The sequence below is a fragment of the Flagellimonas marina genome, from assembly GCF_042651185.1.
Classification (GTDB): domain Bacteria; phylum Bacteroidota; class Bacteroidia; order Flavobacteriales; family Flavobacteriaceae; genus Flagellimonas; species Flagellimonas marina.
In genome coordinates this window covers 74,994-92,461 of sequence record NZ_JBHSCL010000004.1, presented here as the reverse complement: position 1 = coordinate 92,461, position 17,468 = coordinate 74,994, and the positions used below count along the sequence as shown (strand labels likewise).

At 40.8% G+C, this 17,468-nt stretch carries 20 protein-coding genes; 6 read left to right on the top strand and 14 right to left on the bottom strand.

All coding sequences use genetic code 11. The features are described 5' to 3' along the window. Nucleotides 1-69: 69 nt before the first annotated feature. Complete coding sequence (locus ACFOWS_RS03915) at nucleotides 70-1,347, top strand: replication-associated recombination protein A (RefSeq protein WP_379762676.1); 1,278 nt, start codon at nucleotides 70-72, stop codon at nucleotides 1,345-1,347. On the opposite strand, the gene ACFOWS_RS03910 is transcribed toward ACFOWS_RS03915, so the two are convergent. Genes ACFOWS_RS03910 through radC form a run of 6 tightly spaced genes read right to left on the bottom strand, consistent with a single transcriptional unit; the run spans nucleotide 1,344 to nucleotide 6,950 of the window. Further along, nucleotides 1,344-2,192 (bottom strand): hypothetical protein, encoded by an 849-nt coding sequence (locus ACFOWS_RS03910; protein ID WP_379762674.1) that lies wholly within the window; start codon nucleotides 2,190-2,192, stop codon nucleotides 1,344-1,346. The two genes, ACFOWS_RS03915 and ACFOWS_RS03910, sit on opposite strands and share 4 nt — an antisense overlap. A gap of 13 nt (nucleotides 2,193-2,205) precedes the next feature. After that, nucleotides 2,206-3,660, bottom strand: coding sequence for a DUF5723 family protein (locus ACFOWS_RS03905; protein ID WP_379762673.1), 1,455 nt, complete (start codon nucleotides 3,658-3,660; stop codon nucleotides 2,206-2,208). Beyond that, a complete protein-coding gene (locus tag ACFOWS_RS03900) occupies nucleotides 3,657-4,205 on the bottom strand; it encodes a hypothetical protein (RefSeq protein WP_379762672.1) in 549 nt (182 codons plus the stop codon). Before ACFOWS_RS03900 ends, ACFOWS_RS03905 begins: the two co-directional genes overlap by 4 nt. Nucleotides 4,206-4,260: 55 nt before the next feature. Then, a complete protein-coding gene (locus ACFOWS_RS03895; RefSeq protein WP_379762670.1) occupies nucleotides 4,261-4,950 on the bottom strand; it encodes a YjjG family noncanonical pyrimidine nucleotidase in 690 nt (229 codons plus the stop codon). After that, a complete protein-coding gene (locus tag ACFOWS_RS03890; protein ID WP_379762669.1) occupies nucleotides 4,943-6,238 on the bottom strand; it encodes a polysaccharide deacetylase family protein in 1,296 nt (431 codons plus the stop codon). Before ACFOWS_RS03890 ends, ACFOWS_RS03895 begins: the two co-directional genes overlap by 8 nt. Nucleotides 6,239-6,251: 13 nt before the next feature. Then, entirely contained in the window at nucleotides 6,252-6,950 is a 699-nt protein-coding gene (radC, locus tag ACFOWS_RS03885; protein WP_366590852.1) for a RadC family protein, read from the bottom strand. Between the two features lie 57 nt (nucleotides 6,951-7,007). Between radC and ACFOWS_RS03880 the strand changes: the two genes are divergently transcribed. Further along, complete coding sequence (locus tag ACFOWS_RS03880) at nucleotides 7,008-7,457, top strand: DUF1569 domain-containing protein (protein ID WP_379762668.1); 450 nt, start codon at nucleotides 7,008-7,010, stop codon at nucleotides 7,455-7,457. 6 nt (nucleotides 7,458-7,463) lie between these two features. On the opposite strand, the gene ACFOWS_RS03875 is transcribed toward ACFOWS_RS03880, so the two are convergent. Continuing rightward, on the bottom strand, nucleotides 7,464-8,819 hold the full coding sequence (locus ACFOWS_RS03875; protein ID WP_379762667.1) for a UDP-N-acetylmuramate--L-alanine ligase: 1,356 nt from the start codon (nucleotides 8,817-8,819) through the stop codon (nucleotides 7,464-7,466). 96 nt (nucleotides 8,820-8,915) lie between these two features. Between ACFOWS_RS03875 and ACFOWS_RS03870 the strand changes: the two genes are divergently transcribed. The 3 genes from ACFOWS_RS03870 to ACFOWS_RS03860 all read left to right on the top strand — a co-directional run bounded on the left by ACFOWS_RS03870 (nucleotide 8,916) and on the right by ACFOWS_RS03860 (nucleotide 10,487). Further along, on the top strand, nucleotides 8,916-9,227 hold the full coding sequence (locus tag ACFOWS_RS03870; protein ID WP_379762666.1) for a cupin domain-containing protein: 312 nt from the start codon (nucleotides 8,916-8,918) through the stop codon (nucleotides 9,225-9,227). Nucleotides 9,228-9,230: 3 nt separating this feature from the next. Further along, the gene (locus ACFOWS_RS03865) at nucleotides 9,231-10,016 is read left to right on the top strand and encodes an SDR family oxidoreductase (RefSeq protein WP_379762665.1); all 786 of its coding nucleotides are present in this window, start codon (nucleotides 9,231-9,233) and stop codon (nucleotides 10,014-10,016) included. A 93-nt stretch (nucleotides 10,017-10,109) separates the two neighbouring features. After that, a complete protein-coding gene (locus tag ACFOWS_RS03860; protein ID WP_379762664.1) occupies nucleotides 10,110-10,487 on the top strand; it encodes a DoxX family membrane protein in 378 nt (125 codons plus the stop codon). 58 nt (nucleotides 10,488-10,545) lie between these two features. Here ACFOWS_RS03860 and ACFOWS_RS03855 read toward each other — a convergent pair whose 3' ends face one another. The 7 genes from ACFOWS_RS03855 to ACFOWS_RS03825 all read right to left on the bottom strand — a co-directional run bounded on the left by ACFOWS_RS03855 (nucleotide 10,546) and on the right by ACFOWS_RS03825 (nucleotide 16,128). Continuing rightward, nucleotides 10,546-11,274, bottom strand: a complete 729-nt coding sequence (locus tag ACFOWS_RS03855; protein WP_379762663.1) for a LytR/AlgR family response regulator transcription factor — start codon at nucleotides 11,272-11,274, stop codon at nucleotides 10,546-10,548. Then, the gene (locus ACFOWS_RS03850; protein ID WP_379762662.1) at nucleotides 11,271-12,329 is read right to left on the bottom strand and encodes a sensor histidine kinase; all 1,059 of its coding nucleotides are present in this window, start codon (nucleotides 12,327-12,329) and stop codon (nucleotides 11,271-11,273) included. The genes ACFOWS_RS03855 and ACFOWS_RS03850 overlap by 4 nt, the downstream gene beginning before the upstream one ends. 61 nt (nucleotides 12,330-12,390) lie before the next feature. Continuing rightward, on the bottom strand, nucleotides 12,391-12,600 hold the full coding sequence (locus tag ACFOWS_RS03845) for a hypothetical protein (RefSeq protein WP_379762661.1): 210 nt from the start codon (nucleotides 12,598-12,600) through the stop codon (nucleotides 12,391-12,393). 259 nt (nucleotides 12,601-12,859) lie between these two features. After that, nucleotides 12,860-13,381 (bottom strand): DUF4136 domain-containing protein, encoded by a 522-nt coding sequence (locus ACFOWS_RS03840; RefSeq protein ID WP_379762660.1) that lies wholly within the window; start codon nucleotides 13,379-13,381, stop codon nucleotides 12,860-12,862. A 64-nt stretch (nucleotides 13,382-13,445) separates the two neighbouring features. Then, nucleotides 13,446-14,447, bottom strand: coding sequence for a GTPase ObgE (obgE, locus tag ACFOWS_RS03835; protein ID WP_379762659.1), 1,002 nt, complete (start codon nucleotides 14,445-14,447; stop codon nucleotides 13,446-13,448). Further along, a complete protein-coding gene (locus ACFOWS_RS03830) occupies nucleotides 14,444-15,019 on the bottom strand; it encodes a hypothetical protein (RefSeq protein ID WP_379762658.1) in 576 nt (191 codons plus the stop codon). The genes obgE and ACFOWS_RS03830 overlap by 4 nt, the downstream gene beginning before the upstream one ends. Before the next feature lie 2 nt (nucleotides 15,020-15,021). Then, nucleotides 15,022-16,128 carry an adenylate kinase gene (locus tag ACFOWS_RS03825; RefSeq protein ID WP_379762657.1) on the bottom strand — a complete coding sequence of 369 codons (1,107 nt, stop codon included), beginning with the start codon at nucleotides 16,126-16,128 and terminating at the stop codon, nucleotides 15,022-15,024. A 118-nt stretch (nucleotides 16,129-16,246) separates the two neighbouring features. Between ACFOWS_RS03825 and ACFOWS_RS03820 the strand changes: the two genes are divergently transcribed. Beyond that, nucleotides 16,247-17,404: a 5-(carboxyamino)imidazole ribonucleotide synthase gene (locus ACFOWS_RS03820; protein ID WP_379762656.1), complete on the top strand. Its 1,158-nt coding sequence runs from the start codon at nucleotides 16,247-16,249 to the stop codon at nucleotides 17,402-17,404. The last annotated feature ends 64 nt before the right edge of the window (nucleotides 17,405-17,468 follow it).

Below are 17,468 nucleotides of genomic sequence, written 5' to 3'. Positions count from 1 at the left end.
TCAGGTTTGTTGAAAACGACTGCGAACAGAAGGTCTTCATACCTCTAAAATTGTCTTATTTTTATACGTATGAATGAACCCTTGGCAGAACGTATACGCCCCAAAACATTGGAGGATTATATCAGTCAGCAGCATTTGGTGGGACCCAGTGGTGCGTTGACCAACCAAATAAAAAATGGTGTTATTCCGTCCTTGATTTTCTGGGGGCCACCCGGTACCGGAAAAACTACCTTGGCCAATATTATTGCCAGTGAAAGCCAACGCCCTTTTTATACCCTAAGTGCCATTAGTAGCGGCGTAAAAGATGTTCGCGAGGTCATTGAAAAGGCCAAACAGAGCGGTGGACTGTTTACCGCCAAAAATCCCATTTTGTTCATTGATGAAATCCATCGCTTCAGTAAATCTCAGCAAGATTCGTTATTGGGCGCTGTGGAAAAGGGCTGGGTAACTTTAATAGGTGCCACTACAGAAAACCCAAGTTTTGAGGTAATTCCAGCACTTTTATCAAGATGTCAGGTCTATATTCTTAGTCCGTTTGACAAGGAAGACTTGGAAGCCCTATTGCACCGTGCCATGCAAACAGACGCTTTGTTGAAAGACAAAAAAATCAATCTGAAAGAAACCGAAGCACTGCTCAGGCTTTCTGGTGGAGATGGCAGAAAATTATTGAACATTTTTGAGCTTATTGTAAATTCAGAAAGTACTCAAGAAGTTGCCATTACCAACGATTTGGTCCTGAGCAAGGTGCAGAAAAACACAGTGCTTTATGACAAAACAGGAGAGCAGCATTATGACATTATCTCGGCGTTTATAAAATCGGTTCGAGGAAGTGATCCAAATGCCGCTGTATATTGGTTGGCACGAATGATTGAAGGGGGTGAGGATGTAAAATTCATAGCCCGAAGAATGGTCATTTTAGCCTCTGAAGACATTGGCAATGCCAACCCAACAGCACTCGTGTTGGCCAACACCACATTTCAGGCGGTAACGGCGGTTGGATATCCTGAGGCACGAATCATTTTAAGTCAATGTGCCACCTATTTGGCCAGTTCACCTAAGAGCAATGCCAGTTATGCCGCCATTAACGAAGCGCAACAAAAAGTGCGATTGACCGGAGATTTATCGGTGCCATTGGCAATTAGGAATGCTCCAACCAAATTGATGAAAGACATTGGGTATGGTCAAGGCTATCAATATGCCCATGACCACGAAAATAACTTTGCTGATTTTGAGTTTCTGCCCGAAGAGATTTCAGGCACAGCTTTCTACCGCCCAGGGAATAATCCCAGGGAAAACGCCATGCGGGAATTTCTAAAAAAACGCTGGAAGGACAAATATGGGTTTTAGAACTTAATGTTGAGTTCCTTCAATTTCTTTTCTCCATCTTCAGTATATTCCAAAAACCACTTACCATCTTTTTGCAATACCACACCACTGTTTCCTTGGTAATCGGTCAAAAATACATTCTCAATGGAAGTTGACACAAGCTTCATCACCACCTTAGGGGTGCTGTCCACCAATTGATATCCATTTTCTATGGGCTGGGCATAGAGCATACTGGAAGTAATCATTGGCTGCTCAGTTTTTTCTACTGCTTTTGTAAAATTGGAAGTTTCTGGTTCAATGGTTTCATAACTTTGATTTTCCAATGTGGCTTCCTGTTTTACGACTTCGGTTTCCGTTTTTTCTTCCAGTTTCTTCACATCATTTCTATAACTGACGATGACAGTTTGTGGCTCGGTCTGTTTTTCCTCCACTTTTTTCGGAGAATAGGCATAGTTTATCCCATCAAAAGAAACAAAGGCCTTCTCCAAAGCATCCTTGTAGGCAGCCGTGAACTCTTTAATCTTACTTTTTCCCTCCTGAGTCCTGTAAACTTCAACGGACTGACAGTTTTTTAAAATAACGGTAACTTTTGTTGAAAACATGGAAGAATCATCCGATAAGCTTGCCAAAAGACCCAAACATCTGTTATTGGCCAAATCTTCAGGCAATTCATCATCATAAACAGGGGTAAAACCCTTTTGGGTGAACAAATATTTGACCATGGTGCTGGTCATATATTGGTTTTCTTTTTTAAACGTTTCAAACTTTTTGGGAACGATGATATATTTATAATCGTTCAACTGCCCTCGCATGGTAATGCTTGCCATAAAAGCAAACAATACTAAAATCAATACTCTTTTCTTCATACAATGTGATTCCTCAATTACTGTTCCAAGATATGATATTAAATCCGAACAATAAAGAGGCGTAATGGCTATCGGCCACATTACGATAACTTAAAAGGTTATCCCCCATTACATAAAAATTGATGGGTCCTGCTTGCAAATTAAGTCCCAACCCAACATTTGCCAAAGAATATTTGTCAACCGTATAGGTAGTTTTTAAGGAAAGTACCCTTCCAAATCTCCGTTGATAAAATCCAGTCAAAGCAGCTTGAATACCGCGGGGGCGTTTCATTATAAAGAGTTGCCCACCCACACTGTTTCTATAATAATCCCTGTTAGTTCCACCGCCTGCATTAATGCCACAACCGCAATTTTCAAAACGGTTTCCGCCTTCGCCAAAATCATACCGTATGGAACCATAAACTTTGACAGGCCTGAAAGAAATATAGCCTTCTGCATTCTCTTCATAGGGCAGGGCCTCCTCAATATCATCTACCAGTTCTTGCCATAGGTCATTGTCAACATTGTCTATGTCCTCTGGGATGAACACGGTAATTCCTTCTGTGCTGGCAGAGCCTTTAAGGGTATAATTCTGAATGTCTTTGGACTGATAAATAAACCCAACGTCCAGAATACTTGCCGTAATTGTGGTCTGCGGATTCAGGTTATAACTGAAACCAGCATCGAAACCCAGGCCAAGGTTACCTCCAAGAAGCACACGCTTGGTAAAAAGTGAAGGAAATTCGTCTCTTGCACTAACAGAATCATCATCCAAAATGTCGAAAAATTCCTTTATCCCCGCTGTACGCAATTGCATATCTGCTGACAATGTGGTTACATGAATGTTGTTCAGTCCTTGCGTTGTTCTAAACGACCCTACATTGCCTGTGGATTGAAACTGAAAGATGCTCGAGTATAATTTTGCCCTTCCTCCAACGGTAAGAGTATTGCTTATTTTACGGTTGATTCCAAAATGGAATACGTTTACCATTTCACCTCTTAGACTAAGATCTCCTAAATCAAAACTCCTACCTATGTTGGCTCCTCCATTGCCTTCAAAAGCTAAAATGGCTAAGTCCCTGGGCCAGTACACAATAATATCCGTTTCACCGTACATGCCAAACGTATAATAGTCATCTGGTCGATTTCGACCTCTAAATCCTATATTAAATCCTTCTATTTGACTTGTAGTGCTAAAATCGTCCTTACGGGTCATGGCATCCAAGACGCGTTCCCGCACCTTTGTGGTAAAATCTATACCGTCATTGGCAAAGAGATCGTTGACGGTTACGCCACTGGTCCCCGCTTGAAATGCCAATCCAGAAATAAGCGGGATGCCGGTGTGCCATTTTTCCGAGGTCTTAACCCCTGGGTTTACCATTAAAGATTGAGGAATCTCATAGAAATCGTATAGCAATTGCTTGTTTTGAGCACAAACGGATGCGCTTACAAGAAATGCGAGATAAAAGAACGTCTGAATTCTTCTCATTTTAGACGAAATATGAATTCAGCAGCCGAGCGCAAGATTACTTTGGGATTGGGATTGTTGGAAACAGTAGTATCATCACTGAGGTTGCTTCCAGTGACCCTTAGACCACTTGTGGCTGACAAAATAGCCAAGTTTTTCCCTGTTGGACCATAGGCCACTTCTCTCGTAAAGGTTTCAGGAAGATTAGGGTCTATGTCGAAAAATTCGGTGTCCAAGACGTTATCGTTATCATCTAAAAACTCAATGGAAACCTGTAGGTTTTTGCTGGTGGTATTTTCAATCTCATAAGTTATGGTTCCTTCCAAAAGCCGTTCAGAAACAAACTGTTCGTTAAATGCATCAAAATTTACGGTTTGGTAGTAAAATGGGCCGGAGTTAACCGCATTGATGGATTCCTCATCAGACTCCAAATAAAAAATACTGGAGGCCACCGTGGGGGTTATGGATAGATCATCAAACTGATCAAAATCTTGCTCCTCCGAACAGGATTGTAGCACAAAAAAAAGGATTAGTCCACCGAGCACGTGGAAGAACGACCGTTTCATATATCAAAAGCATTTTTTTACAAACAGTAGAAGTGGACCATACCCTATTATAACTCTATAAAATGCGTTTTATTTCAATCAAATTGTTAATCATAATACTATGATCATGATCGGGTTCCCTATTGCTATTGAAGTGAAGTACTTGCATGCCCATACCCTTTGCTCCAAGTATATCGGCCTCTAGACTGTCGCCCACCATAATGGTGTTCCTCGGCTCAACATTGGCCTTGGTGAGGGCCAACTCAAAAATATAAGGGTGTGGTTTCTTTACGCCCGCCATTTCCGAGTTGATAATTTGATCGAAGAAATGGTGGATATTGCTCCCAATCAGTTTTTTCTCTTGCACTTCTTGGAAACCATTGGTAATGATATGTAGGCGATATTTTGGCGATAGGTATTTCAAGATTTCGAGAGCATTGGGCACTAAGTGTGTAAACGAGGAAAGGTTTTCAATATATTCATGAGCCAAAATATGGATGATGTCATCCGACACTACCGCTCCTATTGCATCGAAAGTTTTGCGTAATCGTTGATATCGAAGTTCAGCTTTTGTTACCCTGTTTTCCCGATACAATTTCCAATACTCCAAATTGATGGGGGCATAAACGCCCAAGAAATCATCCAGAGTCACCTTGACCGAGTGGTCAAAAAGAATCTTTTCAAAGGTAAGGGCTGAGTTCTTTTCAAAATCCCAAAGGGTGTGGTCCAAATCAAAAAAGATGTCCGTTACACGATGCTCAAACATAGTAACGCTTTAAAAAGGATTGATATAGTTCCATCCAGTCCAAGCTATGCCTGCTTCCCAAAAGCTCATTGGAAAATATGATGATGAAATCACCATTGACCTGTTTTACGAGTCGATACATCCTATCCATTTTTTCAAAAATCTCATCCCTGTTTTTATAGTTCACCAAGGCATAGTCGTGCATGGCAAAAGGATGTACTTTTAGGGGTTGTTTCACCTCCATGTTGATATCATAAAAATGAAATGGTGTACAGGTTCCGGCCCTAAAACCAATCTCGTGGGTGTATCCCATTGAAAAGTCGTCCGTAAACTCGGTTTCCACCAAATTACGGTATGTGGTGGGAACACTGACCCGGTTATACCGAAGCCTGGAATAACTAATGGGCCTGTTGATAAGATTGCTCAAACGTTTCTTTTCTTCCTGCAGAACCGATTTGTCCGTGGACGAAAGAAAAGATGTACTCAGAGAAACCACGCTGTAGTCGGCAACAGACTTTATTAAATACCTGAACTTATTGTTGTTAGGGGAAATATTCTTATCGTGTGCAGAATGCTTGGCAAACTGAAAAAAGAACATGGTCTTTATGGGAAATTTTTTATGGATGTCCACCAGTTCATAGAAATTATCATAAGGATCTTGTTTAACACCCAGAAGCACCAAAAATCTATCGGCTACACTCCTAAATTTAAAATTCCCCAAATCCAAAAGAAAACCTCCTATACTCCTGGTTAAACCTCGCATTGCATAGCAATGGGAGGTAGTTACGTTGATGATGGAGGTAAAACTGTACGCCCGTTCTTTTTTCTTTATATCTGGAAAACGCTCTTTGAGCATCTCCAACAACTTATGTGCCCACAAATCAACCACGGGAAGTTCCAAAAATTTGTTTTGATAAGCGATACTTTCCTTTACTGGAAACCGGCCGACACTATCCTTAACATGGGGTAAATATTCTTCGTATCGACTTAAAAGAAAGAAACTAGCTGAAAAAATATCGTACGGAACCGTACTTTTTTCTCCACTTGCAAAAAAACATGGAATACCTTCCCAATCGGATACCTTTATATCCAAGTCATTAATTCCCTGCTCAAACAACAAATCATTACTCCTAACAAAAAATTCGTTTTGCAAGGGTTGCTTTGAGTAGGTCATTTTTGGCCCCGAATGCTTGATGAAGTCTTCCACCTTGGTAGTAAAGGCGATTTCAATACCCAGTATTTTCTCAAAAATATGCCTTGCCGTATAGGTAAGTCTATTGGTAACCTTATGGGTAAAGAGTAACAGCATAAAATTGAATCAACTATAGTATTCCTTGGTCTGCAAAGCTAAAATAATGGTGTTGGGCCAAAATTATATGATCTAATATTTTAATATCCAAGGCCTCCGAGGCTTTTTTCAACTTTTGGGTAATCTGTTTATCAGCAGCACTTGGTTTTAACGCACCAGATGGATGGTTATGCGCCAGTATAATACCAACTGCACCCAAATCCAAAGCTTGTTTAAGCACCAACCTTACATCAACCAAAGTGCCTGTAATGCCTCCTTTGCTCAACTGCGATTTATGGATGACTTTATTGGAATTGTTCAAATAAACAATCCAAAATTCTTCGTGTTGCAATTCGCCCATCAAAGGATAGAGCAATTCAAACGTATCCCTACTACAAGAAACCTTGGTTATTTTTTGGGCCTCCTCTCCTCTACGCCGCCGACCCATTTCCAAAGCTGCAGCGATGGTAACGGCTTTGGCCTCGCCAATACCCTTGAATTTTTTTAATTGATTCACGGTAAGCTTTCCCAATTCATTCAAATTATGGCCTACCGAGGCCAAAATTCGTTTAGAAAGTTCAACTGCGCTTTCATCCCGGTTGCCGGAACCAATAAGAATAGCGATAAGTTCTGCATCGGAAAGGACAAAACTTCCCTTTTGCACCAATTTTTCCCTTGGTTTGTCATCATCTGCCCAGTTTTTGATGGAAAAGGAAACCGCTTTTTCTTGCATGCTTTAAAGATAGGAGATTAAATTTATGTAATTTACGAGGTAAAGAAATCAAGGTATATGAAATCCCTGTTTGACTCCGAAACCCACATTGAAATATTAAATCGGATTGATAATCTTTCTGAAACCTCACAAAGGGAGTGGGGCAAAATGGAGGTTGGACAAATGCTGCGCCACTGTCAGTTTCCTTTGAAGGTCGCTTTGAACAAACATACAATAAAAAAACCCAATATTTTTATGCGATTGTTGTATAAAGGTTTCAAGAAAAGTATGTACAATGATAAACCATGGAAACAGAATCTACCCACCGCTCCTGGGTTTAAGGTTAAAGATAGTAGGGACTTCAATGAAGAAAAAGACAAATTGGTTGCGCTCATCAATGACTTTTATGAGGAAAGGACAAAAAAAGACAGAGACCCGCACCCAGCCTTCGGGTATTTAACCTACGATCAATGGGGCCAATTGGAATACAAACACTTGGATCATCATCTGCGGCAGTTTGGGGTTTAATAGATCTTATTCAAAAAACGATTTTACCCGTTCAAAATCAAGCCCCCCATAATTTCCTGAACTCATCAACAACAAGGTGGAATTTTCAAAATCTTGGGCGAAAAGATAGTCCTGGAAACTCCGTGCATCGGTAAAAATCTGAATATCCTGTCTTTGAAATGATTGGAAAATCTGTTCTGCCGTGACCTCATCCAGACCCTTAATTTTTACGGCATCGGGAGAATAAAAAACGACAGCTTCATCTGCTGCGTCCAATGCTCCTTGATATTCTTCCAAAAACCCCGCATTTAAACTGCTGTAGGTATGAAGTTCCAAACAAGCAAGCAATTTTCGTTCGGGGTACTGTTCTTTTACCGCTTGTGTGGTAGCTTTTACTTTACTGGGTGAGTGTGCAAAATCTTTGAAAGCAACTTTGTTATTAGCTTCCGCAATCTTCTCCAATCGTTTTGAGGCTCCTTTGAACGTAGAGATGGCTTCAAAAAAATCAGCTTCGTCCACGCCCATTTGCTGACAAATCCATTTGGCTCCTACCAAATTGTTAAGGTTGTGTTTCCCAAAAACTTCGATGGGCATTTCTCCTTCTGGCGTATTCAGCAAGGTAATACCATCTTCCACACGATATTCTGGGGTATTGTAGGGAAATTTACGGATGGTATTTTCGGTGGCTTCAATAACTTTTACAAGTTCCGGGTCCCCCTCATTATAGGTGATACTTCCCCCACTTACAATTCCATCCACAAAAATTTGGAACTGCTCCACATAATTTTCAAACGTGGGAAATACATTTATGTGATCCCACGCAATGCCACTCAAAAGGGCAATATTAGGTTGATACAGGTGGAACTTGGGTCTCCGGTCAATGGGAGAAGACAAATATTCGTCACCTTCCAAGACAATGAAATCATTTTCTTCGGTCAAATGTACCATGCGGTCAAAACCTTCCAATTGGGCACCAACCATGTAATCAACTTCAATATCATGGTAATCCAAAACGTGCAAAATCATGGAAGTGATCGTAGTCTTACCGTGGCTGCCCCCAATAACCACACGCGTCTTGTATTTGGCCTGCTCAAACAAAAACTCGGGATAGGAATAAATCTTCAAACCCATTTCCTGAGCCTTCAATAGCTCTGGATTATCAGATTTGGCATGCATCCCTAAAATAATTGCATCCAATTGGTCATGGATTTTTTCAGGAAACCAACCAAAACTTTCGGGCAGCAAGCCTTTGGCCTCCAATCTGCTTTTGGAAGGTTCAAAAATCACATCATCGCTTCCTGTAATGTTGTACCCCTTGTGCTCCAAGGCGAGGGCAAGATTGTGCATGGCACTTCCTCCAATGGCAATAAAATGGATGTTCATCAAACGCGTTTATCCTTCAAAAATAGCCAATGACCAAATCAATCCAAACAAAGAATCCATCTTATTAATCTTTATCTTCGGGTAAAATTGAAACCGATGAACCTATCACAAATCAAATCAAAGGAGATCATGCCCGGCTATCATGGCAAAATGGTCCATGCCAAAACCATGAGTTGGGTATTTTGGGATGTGGACCAAGATGCTGAGGTTCCTGAACATTCCCATGTCCATGAGCAAATTATGCATGTGGTGGAGGGTACTTTTGAATTTACCCTGGATGGAAAGACGGATACCTACCATCCGGGAGACGTGGTGATCATTCCTTCCAACACACCTCATAGTGGAAAAGCACTTACCAAATGTAAATTAATGGACATTTTTAGTCCGGTACGAGAAGAATATCGATAACCTATGAATATATCACTAAAAGGAAAAAAAGCCCTTGTGGGCGGAAGCAGTAAAGGAATTGGTGAGGCCATTGCCCGGCAATTGGCCAAAAGTGGTGCAAGTGTCACCCTTATGGCAAGAAATGAGGAACGAATGAGGAAACTGGTTCAAGAAATGGATAGTTCGCAAGGCCAAAGCCATCACTATTTGGTGGTTGATTTTTCAGATTTCAGTGCCTTCAAAGACACTATATCAGCCTTTTTTGAACATAATACCATCGACATTTTGGTCAACAACACCCAAGGCCCCGAAGGCGGTGGAGCTTTGGAAAAGAATGTGGATGATTATCAGAATGCGTTCGATTTATTGTTCAAATCGGTGGTATATACAACTGAACTTGCGTTGGAATACATGCAGAGAAACCAATGGGGTCGAATCATCAATGTGGCTTCTGTTTCGGTAAAAGAGCCTTTGAGTTATTTGGCACTTTCCAACACCATTAGGGCAGCAGTGGTAACCTGGGCCAAAAGCTTGTCTTTTGATGTCGCCCAAGATAACATAACCGTAAACAGTGTATTGACGGGTTATTTTGATACGGATCGTATTGCCCAACTTAATACCAAAAAGGCTGAAAAAATGGGAATACTCCCTGAAGAAGTCCTTTCCGACATGGAGGAGAAAGTACCTATGAAGCGGATAGGAAAGCCTGCAGAGTACGGTTATCTGGCCACGTTTTTGGCATCAGATCAAGCAGCTTACATCACTGGAACCAATATTCCCATTGATGGCGGTCTGTTAAAATCCTTATAGCTAGTCCATTACTTTCTGAAATAAGCTGCTCAAATATTAACATATTCGTAATTTTTGCATACATTTAATAAGTAACCAGCAAAAATTACAACTATGAATTCAAAAGTTTTTATGGTAATCCGAATCCTATTGGGAATTTTTGTTCTTGTTTTTGGCTTGAACAAGTTTTTAAGTTTTATTCCAATGGGTGGCGAGATGCCAGATTCCGTTATTGCATTTTTTGGTGCCGTTTCATCTTCTTACACCCTTAAATTGGTGGCGATAGTTGAAATCTTGGCGGGCCTATCCTTTATTTTCAATAAATATGGTGCATTGATGGCCATAATCTTAATGAGTGTATCCATAAACGCGGTACTGTTCCATGCTACATTGTTGCCAGAAGGTATTGGCCCAGCACTTGCTTTGTTAATATTGAATGTATTGGTGCTTATTGGATATAAAGATCGGTACAAGGATTTGCTTAGGCCCTAAACCTTTAAAGTCCTAAATGTCAGACCGAGTGCACTCGGTCTGACATTATTATTTTTGGTCAAAGACTCATTTTATCCTTGAAAATATAAGATTGTCTCCGAGAAACTTCAATCTCTTCGCCGTTCTTAAGGGAAAGTTTTAGTTTTCCGTTGAACCATGGAACTACGTTTTCAATATAGTTGGTGTTGACAATTTGCTGTCGGTTTGCCCTAAAAAAAGAAGTCTCCGGAAGTTTATCCTCTATTTGGTTGAGGGATTTGTATAGGAGCGGTTTTTTATCTTCAAAAAACACCCGTGTATAATTGCCCACAATTTCAAACAGTATGATTTCCCCAATCTTTACCAACCAGCAAGCTTCTCCATCCTTGATAAAAATCTGACTGTTTTCCGTCAACTTTTTGCCATACCCTGCCTTTTCCCCTTCTTTATTCTCCAACTTTACATTTACCTTGTCCATAGCCATGGCAAACCGTTTATCGCTTACGGGTTTTAAGAGATAATCCAGCGCATTGTACTCAAATGACTTAATGGCGTACTCATCAAAAGCAGTGGTAAATACGGTAATGGGCACTTCATCCAATAGTTCCAAAAGCTCAAAACCATCTTTTTCCGGCATGTTAATATCTAAAAACAAGAGGTCTGGCCGTGTATTTTGAATAAGCTCAAAACCACTGTCCACATTCTCTGCTTCGCCCACAAGCTCAATTTCCTCATGCTTTTTGATGAGTTCTTTCAGCTCATTGCGTGCCAAGCGCGAATCTTCAACAATAACAGCTTTTATCTTCATGCCAATGGAATTTTAATGTGTGCCACCACCTCATCGGATATCTCTTTCAGGTTAAAAGAGGCCTTATCTGTGTAGAGCAATTTTAAACGTTGCTCTATATTTTTCAAGCCCAATTGGGTGGAATCCTTAGCAATTTGAAGCTTACCGGTATTTTTGACCTCAATATACAAAGCTTCATGTTCCTTTCTAATATTCAATGTAATGGTTCCTCCATGCTTTAGATTGGAGATACCATGTTTTATGGCATTCTCAATGAGCAATTGTATTATCATGGGCGGAATCTGCATATCCAAGGTATTCGCCTCCACATTTTTAACGAACTCTAATCGGTCTTCAAACTGTATTTTTGAAAGGTCGATGTAATTGTCCACCACTTCTATCTCTTCCCGAACTGATATGGCATTACTATTGTTCTTGGTGAGGGAATAGCGCAAAATCTCGGAAAGTTTGGTCAACATTTCACGGGATTTCTCCACATCCTCTAACATCAACCCTCGAATATTGTTAAGGCTGTTAAACATAAAATGTGGATTTATCTGCCCTTTCAAAGTATTTAATTGTGCCTGTTTTAAGTGGGTGTTCAGTTCCAGACGTTCAATTCGATCTCGATTTAGTTTCAACAATAATTTAATGACCAAATAGGTCACCGTCCAAGCTCCTATCAAGAAAAGAGAGTTGATTATTTGAATTCCCAGATTGTCATAATTCTTGAATATCTGGTGCTCAGCTTCTGTCAATGTTGGACCTAGTTTTACATAGAGATAACCGAAAAGGGTATTTAGAAGACCAAAAAGAGTGGCCGTGAGCAGAAAAGCTATCATGATTTTGACAAAATCCTTCCCGCCAAAAGACTCAAATCGTATATTTCGTTTTAAGTACCAACGAAGCAAGGCCGTGGTAAAAATACCTAGAAAAGTACCCATCACTACCGAGTAAAGGAGCAGTTGGGGACTTAATCCTTTTACTATGAATATGGATACAGAGTTGATGAACCCCCAACCCAATAGTTGAAGTGCCCAAAAAACAGCACTGTTTTTCTTACGACTTAAATCCATAAAATATTAGAAGCGATAATCCAAATATACTCTTTGACAATTAACATTAAGAATACCTTCCTTACTGTTTTTGGGTTTTCTTTTTCCAAAAAGGGAAACAGCAGGACTTGTTTGAGGGTAAAAACACTATCCAAGTCATGGTTATCCCGGTATAAAAGAATACAAAATAGTCATCGTATGCCCATCCGTTCCACTTGCCATAGAATCCAATTATAGTGCCCACAATTCCCATTCCCAAAATTACTTTCTGGGTAGTACTAAGTTTTCTCATTGTATTAGTTTTAAAATTTTTGATGATTGATTTACATGAGAATATCCATGAGTATGGATATTATAATTTTTGCCAGTGCTATCATCATTTTTCGGTTTAATGGTTTTGTACGGGACCAAAGTACTGGGATATACCACTATTTGAAAGGAAATTATGGGCAATGGTAAAAATGAGGGCTCGAACGGCAAACGGTTTGTAATCAAGCCTTTTACATAGAAAGAAGGATTTTTTTGGGTGTGTGAAGGTTTAACCAATGGGGTTACTTGGTCTCCGGAGGAAACTTTGAAAATACTTTTTTAACCAAAGCTCTTAACCGTTTTTCCCTCTCACTAGGCGAAGCATTGTCTCTATAGCCGCTTTCCGTGGAAGCTTGCCAGAACAAAGCATCGCGTTGGGCATCTACAAGGTCGAATTGTATATGGCGTTGAATTCCCGTATTGCCAATGGGCACGCCAAGGGAGACCCCTCCGCCTACATTTCGTCCACCTCCGCCCATACCAATACCAACCGAACTGTTAGGAGCACTTTGGTATTCGCTGCTCAGGATATTGATGAAAAATTCAGGCTCTTCGGCAAGCCGATACCCCTTGAACTGCAGGGTAGAATCCAAGGCACGTATCAGTCTGCGCTCATCCAATTGACTGAGGCCAGTCTGCATATCAGAAAAATAGTTGTACGTGGTGTAGTTAGAAAAATCCGTTCCTTTATCGTAGTCATAGTTGACCCTGATGGAAGCACAGGATGCCAAAAAGCATAAGGCTATGAATAACAAATATCGCATGGCAGGTATTTGGATTACCATTAAAAATAATGAATATTTGGCTGTTGTGGTTGAATAATCCCCGTTATTCGTTCAACAGCGCCCAGAGCTTATCCTTGAGTTCTTGAATACCCAACTGGCTCACCGAAGATATGAACATATAGGGCACATCCTTAAAATCCTCTTGTACTTCCTCGCTCATCTCAGCAATGAGTTCCTCGTCCAGCATATCGCATTTGGAGATAGCCACCAATCGGTCCTTATCCAACAATTCTGGGTTATAACGCCGAAGTTCATCCAGTAGAATGGCATATTCTTGACTAATATCTTTGCTATCTGCTGGAATCAGAAAAAGCAACATGGCATTTCGTTCAATATGTCGTAAAAAATAGTGGCCCAAGCCCTTGCCTTCTGCTGCACCTTCAATGATACCGGGAATGTCGGCCATTACAAAACTCCTAAAATCCCGATATTCCACAATACCCAAGTTTGGTTTTAGCGTGGTAAACTCGTAATTGGCAATCTTAGGTTTTGCCGAGGTCATCACGGAAAGAAGGGTGGATTTCCCTGCGTTGGGAAAGCCTACAAGACCTACATCGGCCAATACTTTTAACTCAAGGGTAATTTGGGTTTCTTGACCAGGAATTCCAGGTTGGGCATATCTAGGGGTCTGATTGGTGGAACTTTTAAAGTGCCAGTTGCCGCGGCCACCCATTCCACCTTCCAAAATAACCTTTTCCTCTTGGTCCTCGGTAATCTCAAACAGTACTTTATTGGTCTCCGTGTCCCTTACCACTGTTCCCAGTGGCACTTCCATGTAAACGTCCGCTCCATCGGCACCTGTACTGCGATTTTTACTGCCATGTTCCCCATGACCTGCTTTAAAATGCTTCTGGAATTTAAAATGATATAAGGTCCAAAGGTTTTTGTTCCCTTTGATGATCACGTGGCCACCACGACCCCCATCACCCCCATCTGGACCCCCTTTGGCAACATATTTTTCGCGATGTAAATGTGTAGAGCCCTTCCCTCCGTTTCCGGAAGAGACATAAACCTTTACATAATCCACGAAATTGCCCTCGGTCATTCTTTTACACGTTGTAAAGCCAAAATATCCTTAAGATAATTCTTTATCTCAAGATAATTTTCCCTGTAAAGGAAAGATTCTTCTATGGTCAGGTTTTGTAAAACTGATGAAACAGAATCCTTGGGTATAAATTCATCAATGACCTTTTGTCTACCAAATCGTTTTCCCACTTCATCATTTTTAAAGAAACTTTTTTTGTCGAAAATCATATATTTTGAGGTCTTCAACACTTTATCTTCCTCTTTCACCAATCTTGGGGCAATGCCCACGTGATGCTCATAGACAATATCCTCTCCTTCAAAATAAATATGTCGCTCAAAATACATTGTTTCTTCGCGAGTGTGCCTAAAAACGGTCTTGCGAATTCCATTTTGTTCTTTATAAGGCGCTACATAAATGGCTGTGGATGTCCCTGAATTCACCTTATATTCTTCTTCCTGATATTCTTCTTCCTGAAGTTGTGCGCCCTTGTCATAGGCTTTTATCCTACTATCCAAATCATCCACCCATTCATATCTTGAGTTACAAGAAAGGCCTAAAAATAGGATGGCAAGGAAAAAAACATGCTTCATAGTTATAGTTTGTCAATTATGGTACACAACCGTTCTGTGACCTCATTGATTTCCCCTATTCCATTTATTGAATGAAACTTGCCCTGTTTTTCGTAGTAGGCTTTCAGAGGGGCTGTTTTTTGATTGTATTCGTCAAAACGGTTACGGATTTTACTTTCGTCTTGATCATCTGAACGACCACTGCTTTTACCTCGCTCCAACAATCTGGCTACCAATACATCATCATCAGCTTCTAGGGCAATGGTGGCATTTATTTTCATATCTTTGGATTCCAGAAAATTATCTAGGGCTTCGGCTTGGGCATCGGTTCTAGGGAATCCGTCAAAAATAAAACCGGCGGCATCTGGATTTTGCTCCACTTCATCCTTTAACATATCAATGGTGACCTCATCGGGCACTAAATCACCCTTATCAATGTATGATTTGGCCAACTTGCCCAGTTCCGTTCCATTTTTAATGTTATAACGGAAAACATCTCCCGTTGAAATATGCTTTAAATTGTATTTTTCCTTTAGGAACTCCGCTTGGGTTCCTTTTCCTGCGCCTGGTTTTCCAAAGAGCACTAGGTTGATCATATCTGCTTGGTTTAATTGGTATACTTCTCTTAAATTTCGCCCCTGCTCCTTATAATCCAATCCGTAACCCACAATAAAATTATTGGGGATTTCAAGACCAACGTAATCAATGGCATACTCCCCATTGTACATGTCCGATTTATAAAAAAGCGTGGCAATCTTAAATTCTTTTGCATTGGTCTGGGAGAACAAGTGCACCAATTGCTTTAGTGTTCTTCCCGTATCCACCACATCCTCCAAAATAATGACACTCTTGCCCTCAATCTCTTCGGGAACATCCAGCAGGGTTTCCACGATTCCTGTAGAAGTTAAGCCCTGGTATGAGCTAAGCCTTACAAAAGAAACCTCACAAGGATGCTGGTACGCCTTCAAAAAATCAGCAACAAACATAAAGGCCCCATTGAGTACCCCAACAAAAAGCGGGGTCTCATCCTTGTAATCCTTGGCAATTTCCGCAGCCATTTTTTCTATGGCTTTAAGAATTTGCTCCTCCTTGAGATAGGGTTTAAAAAACTTGTCGTGAAGCTTGATCAAGGCAACATTATTTTAGTCAGGTTGGCAAAGATAGCATTTTTTGGGGGCGGTATTGCCCTTAGTCTTTTATCCCTTCAAGGAATTCACGTATTTTTGCTGTTATTCCAATTCGCGATAAATGCAATTTTTCTCTTCAGACTTTAAACTGGGAATTTTAGGAGGTGGTCAACTGGGCAAAATGATGCTCTACGAAACCCGAAAATGGGACATTTATACCAAGGTGATGGATGCCTCTCCCGAAGCACCTTGTAAAATAGCTTGTAATGAATTTGTGGAAGGAAGTCTCATGGATTTTGATTCCGTTTACAATTTTGGAAAAGACGTGGATGTCCTCACCATTGAAATTGAAAACGTGAATGTGGATGCCTTGGAAAAACTGGAGGACGAAGGTATAACGGTGTACCCACCGACCAAAACCCTGAGAACTATTCAGAATAAGGCCACCCAAAAATTATTTTACACCGACCATGGGATTCCAACCTCACCATTTACACGCTTCGCTTACACCTCAGAAATTGAGGATAGCATTTCAAACGGCGGACTTCAACTTCCTTTCGTTTGGAAAAGTGCCCAATTTGGGTATGACGGGCAAGGCGTAAAAGTGGTACGAAAAATGGATGACCTCAAGGAGCTTCCCAATGTGGAGTGCATCGCGGAAAAATTGGTGGATTTTAAGAACGAATTAGCCGTTATTGTGGCTAGAAGTTCCGAAGGTGAAGTGAAAACATATCCAGTGGTTGAGATGGAATTTCATCCTGAGGCCAACCAGGTGGAATATGTGATTTGTCCTGCCCGGATTGATGATGTTGTGGCAGAAAAAGCCAAAGCAGTGGCCTTGAAAGTTTCGGAACACATGAAACACGTAGGGCTTTTGGCCGTAGAGTTATTCCAAACAAAAGATGATGAAGTCTTAGTTAACGAAGTGGCTCCTAGACCACATAATAGCGGTCATTACAGCATTGAAGCCAGTTATACCAATCAATTTGAGCAACATATCCGTGCTATTCTAGGTTTACCTTTGGGAAAAACTGAGAGCAAAGTGGCCGGGATAATGGTCAACTTGGTAGGCGCCGAAGGCCATACTGGAGATGTGGTGTACCGGAATATTGAAACCATTTTGAATATGGGTGGCGTTACTCCACACATTTATGGGAAAAAGCAGACCCGACCCTTTCGCAAAATGGGGCATGTGACCATTGTGGATGAAGATATGAAACGAGCTCGCGAAGTGGCACAAAAAGTGAAAGAGACCATCAAAGTAGAGACAAATAAATAACAAGTACAAGTTCAAGACCAAGTTCAAGTTCAAGTTTGAATTTGTTTCTTGACATGTAAAGATT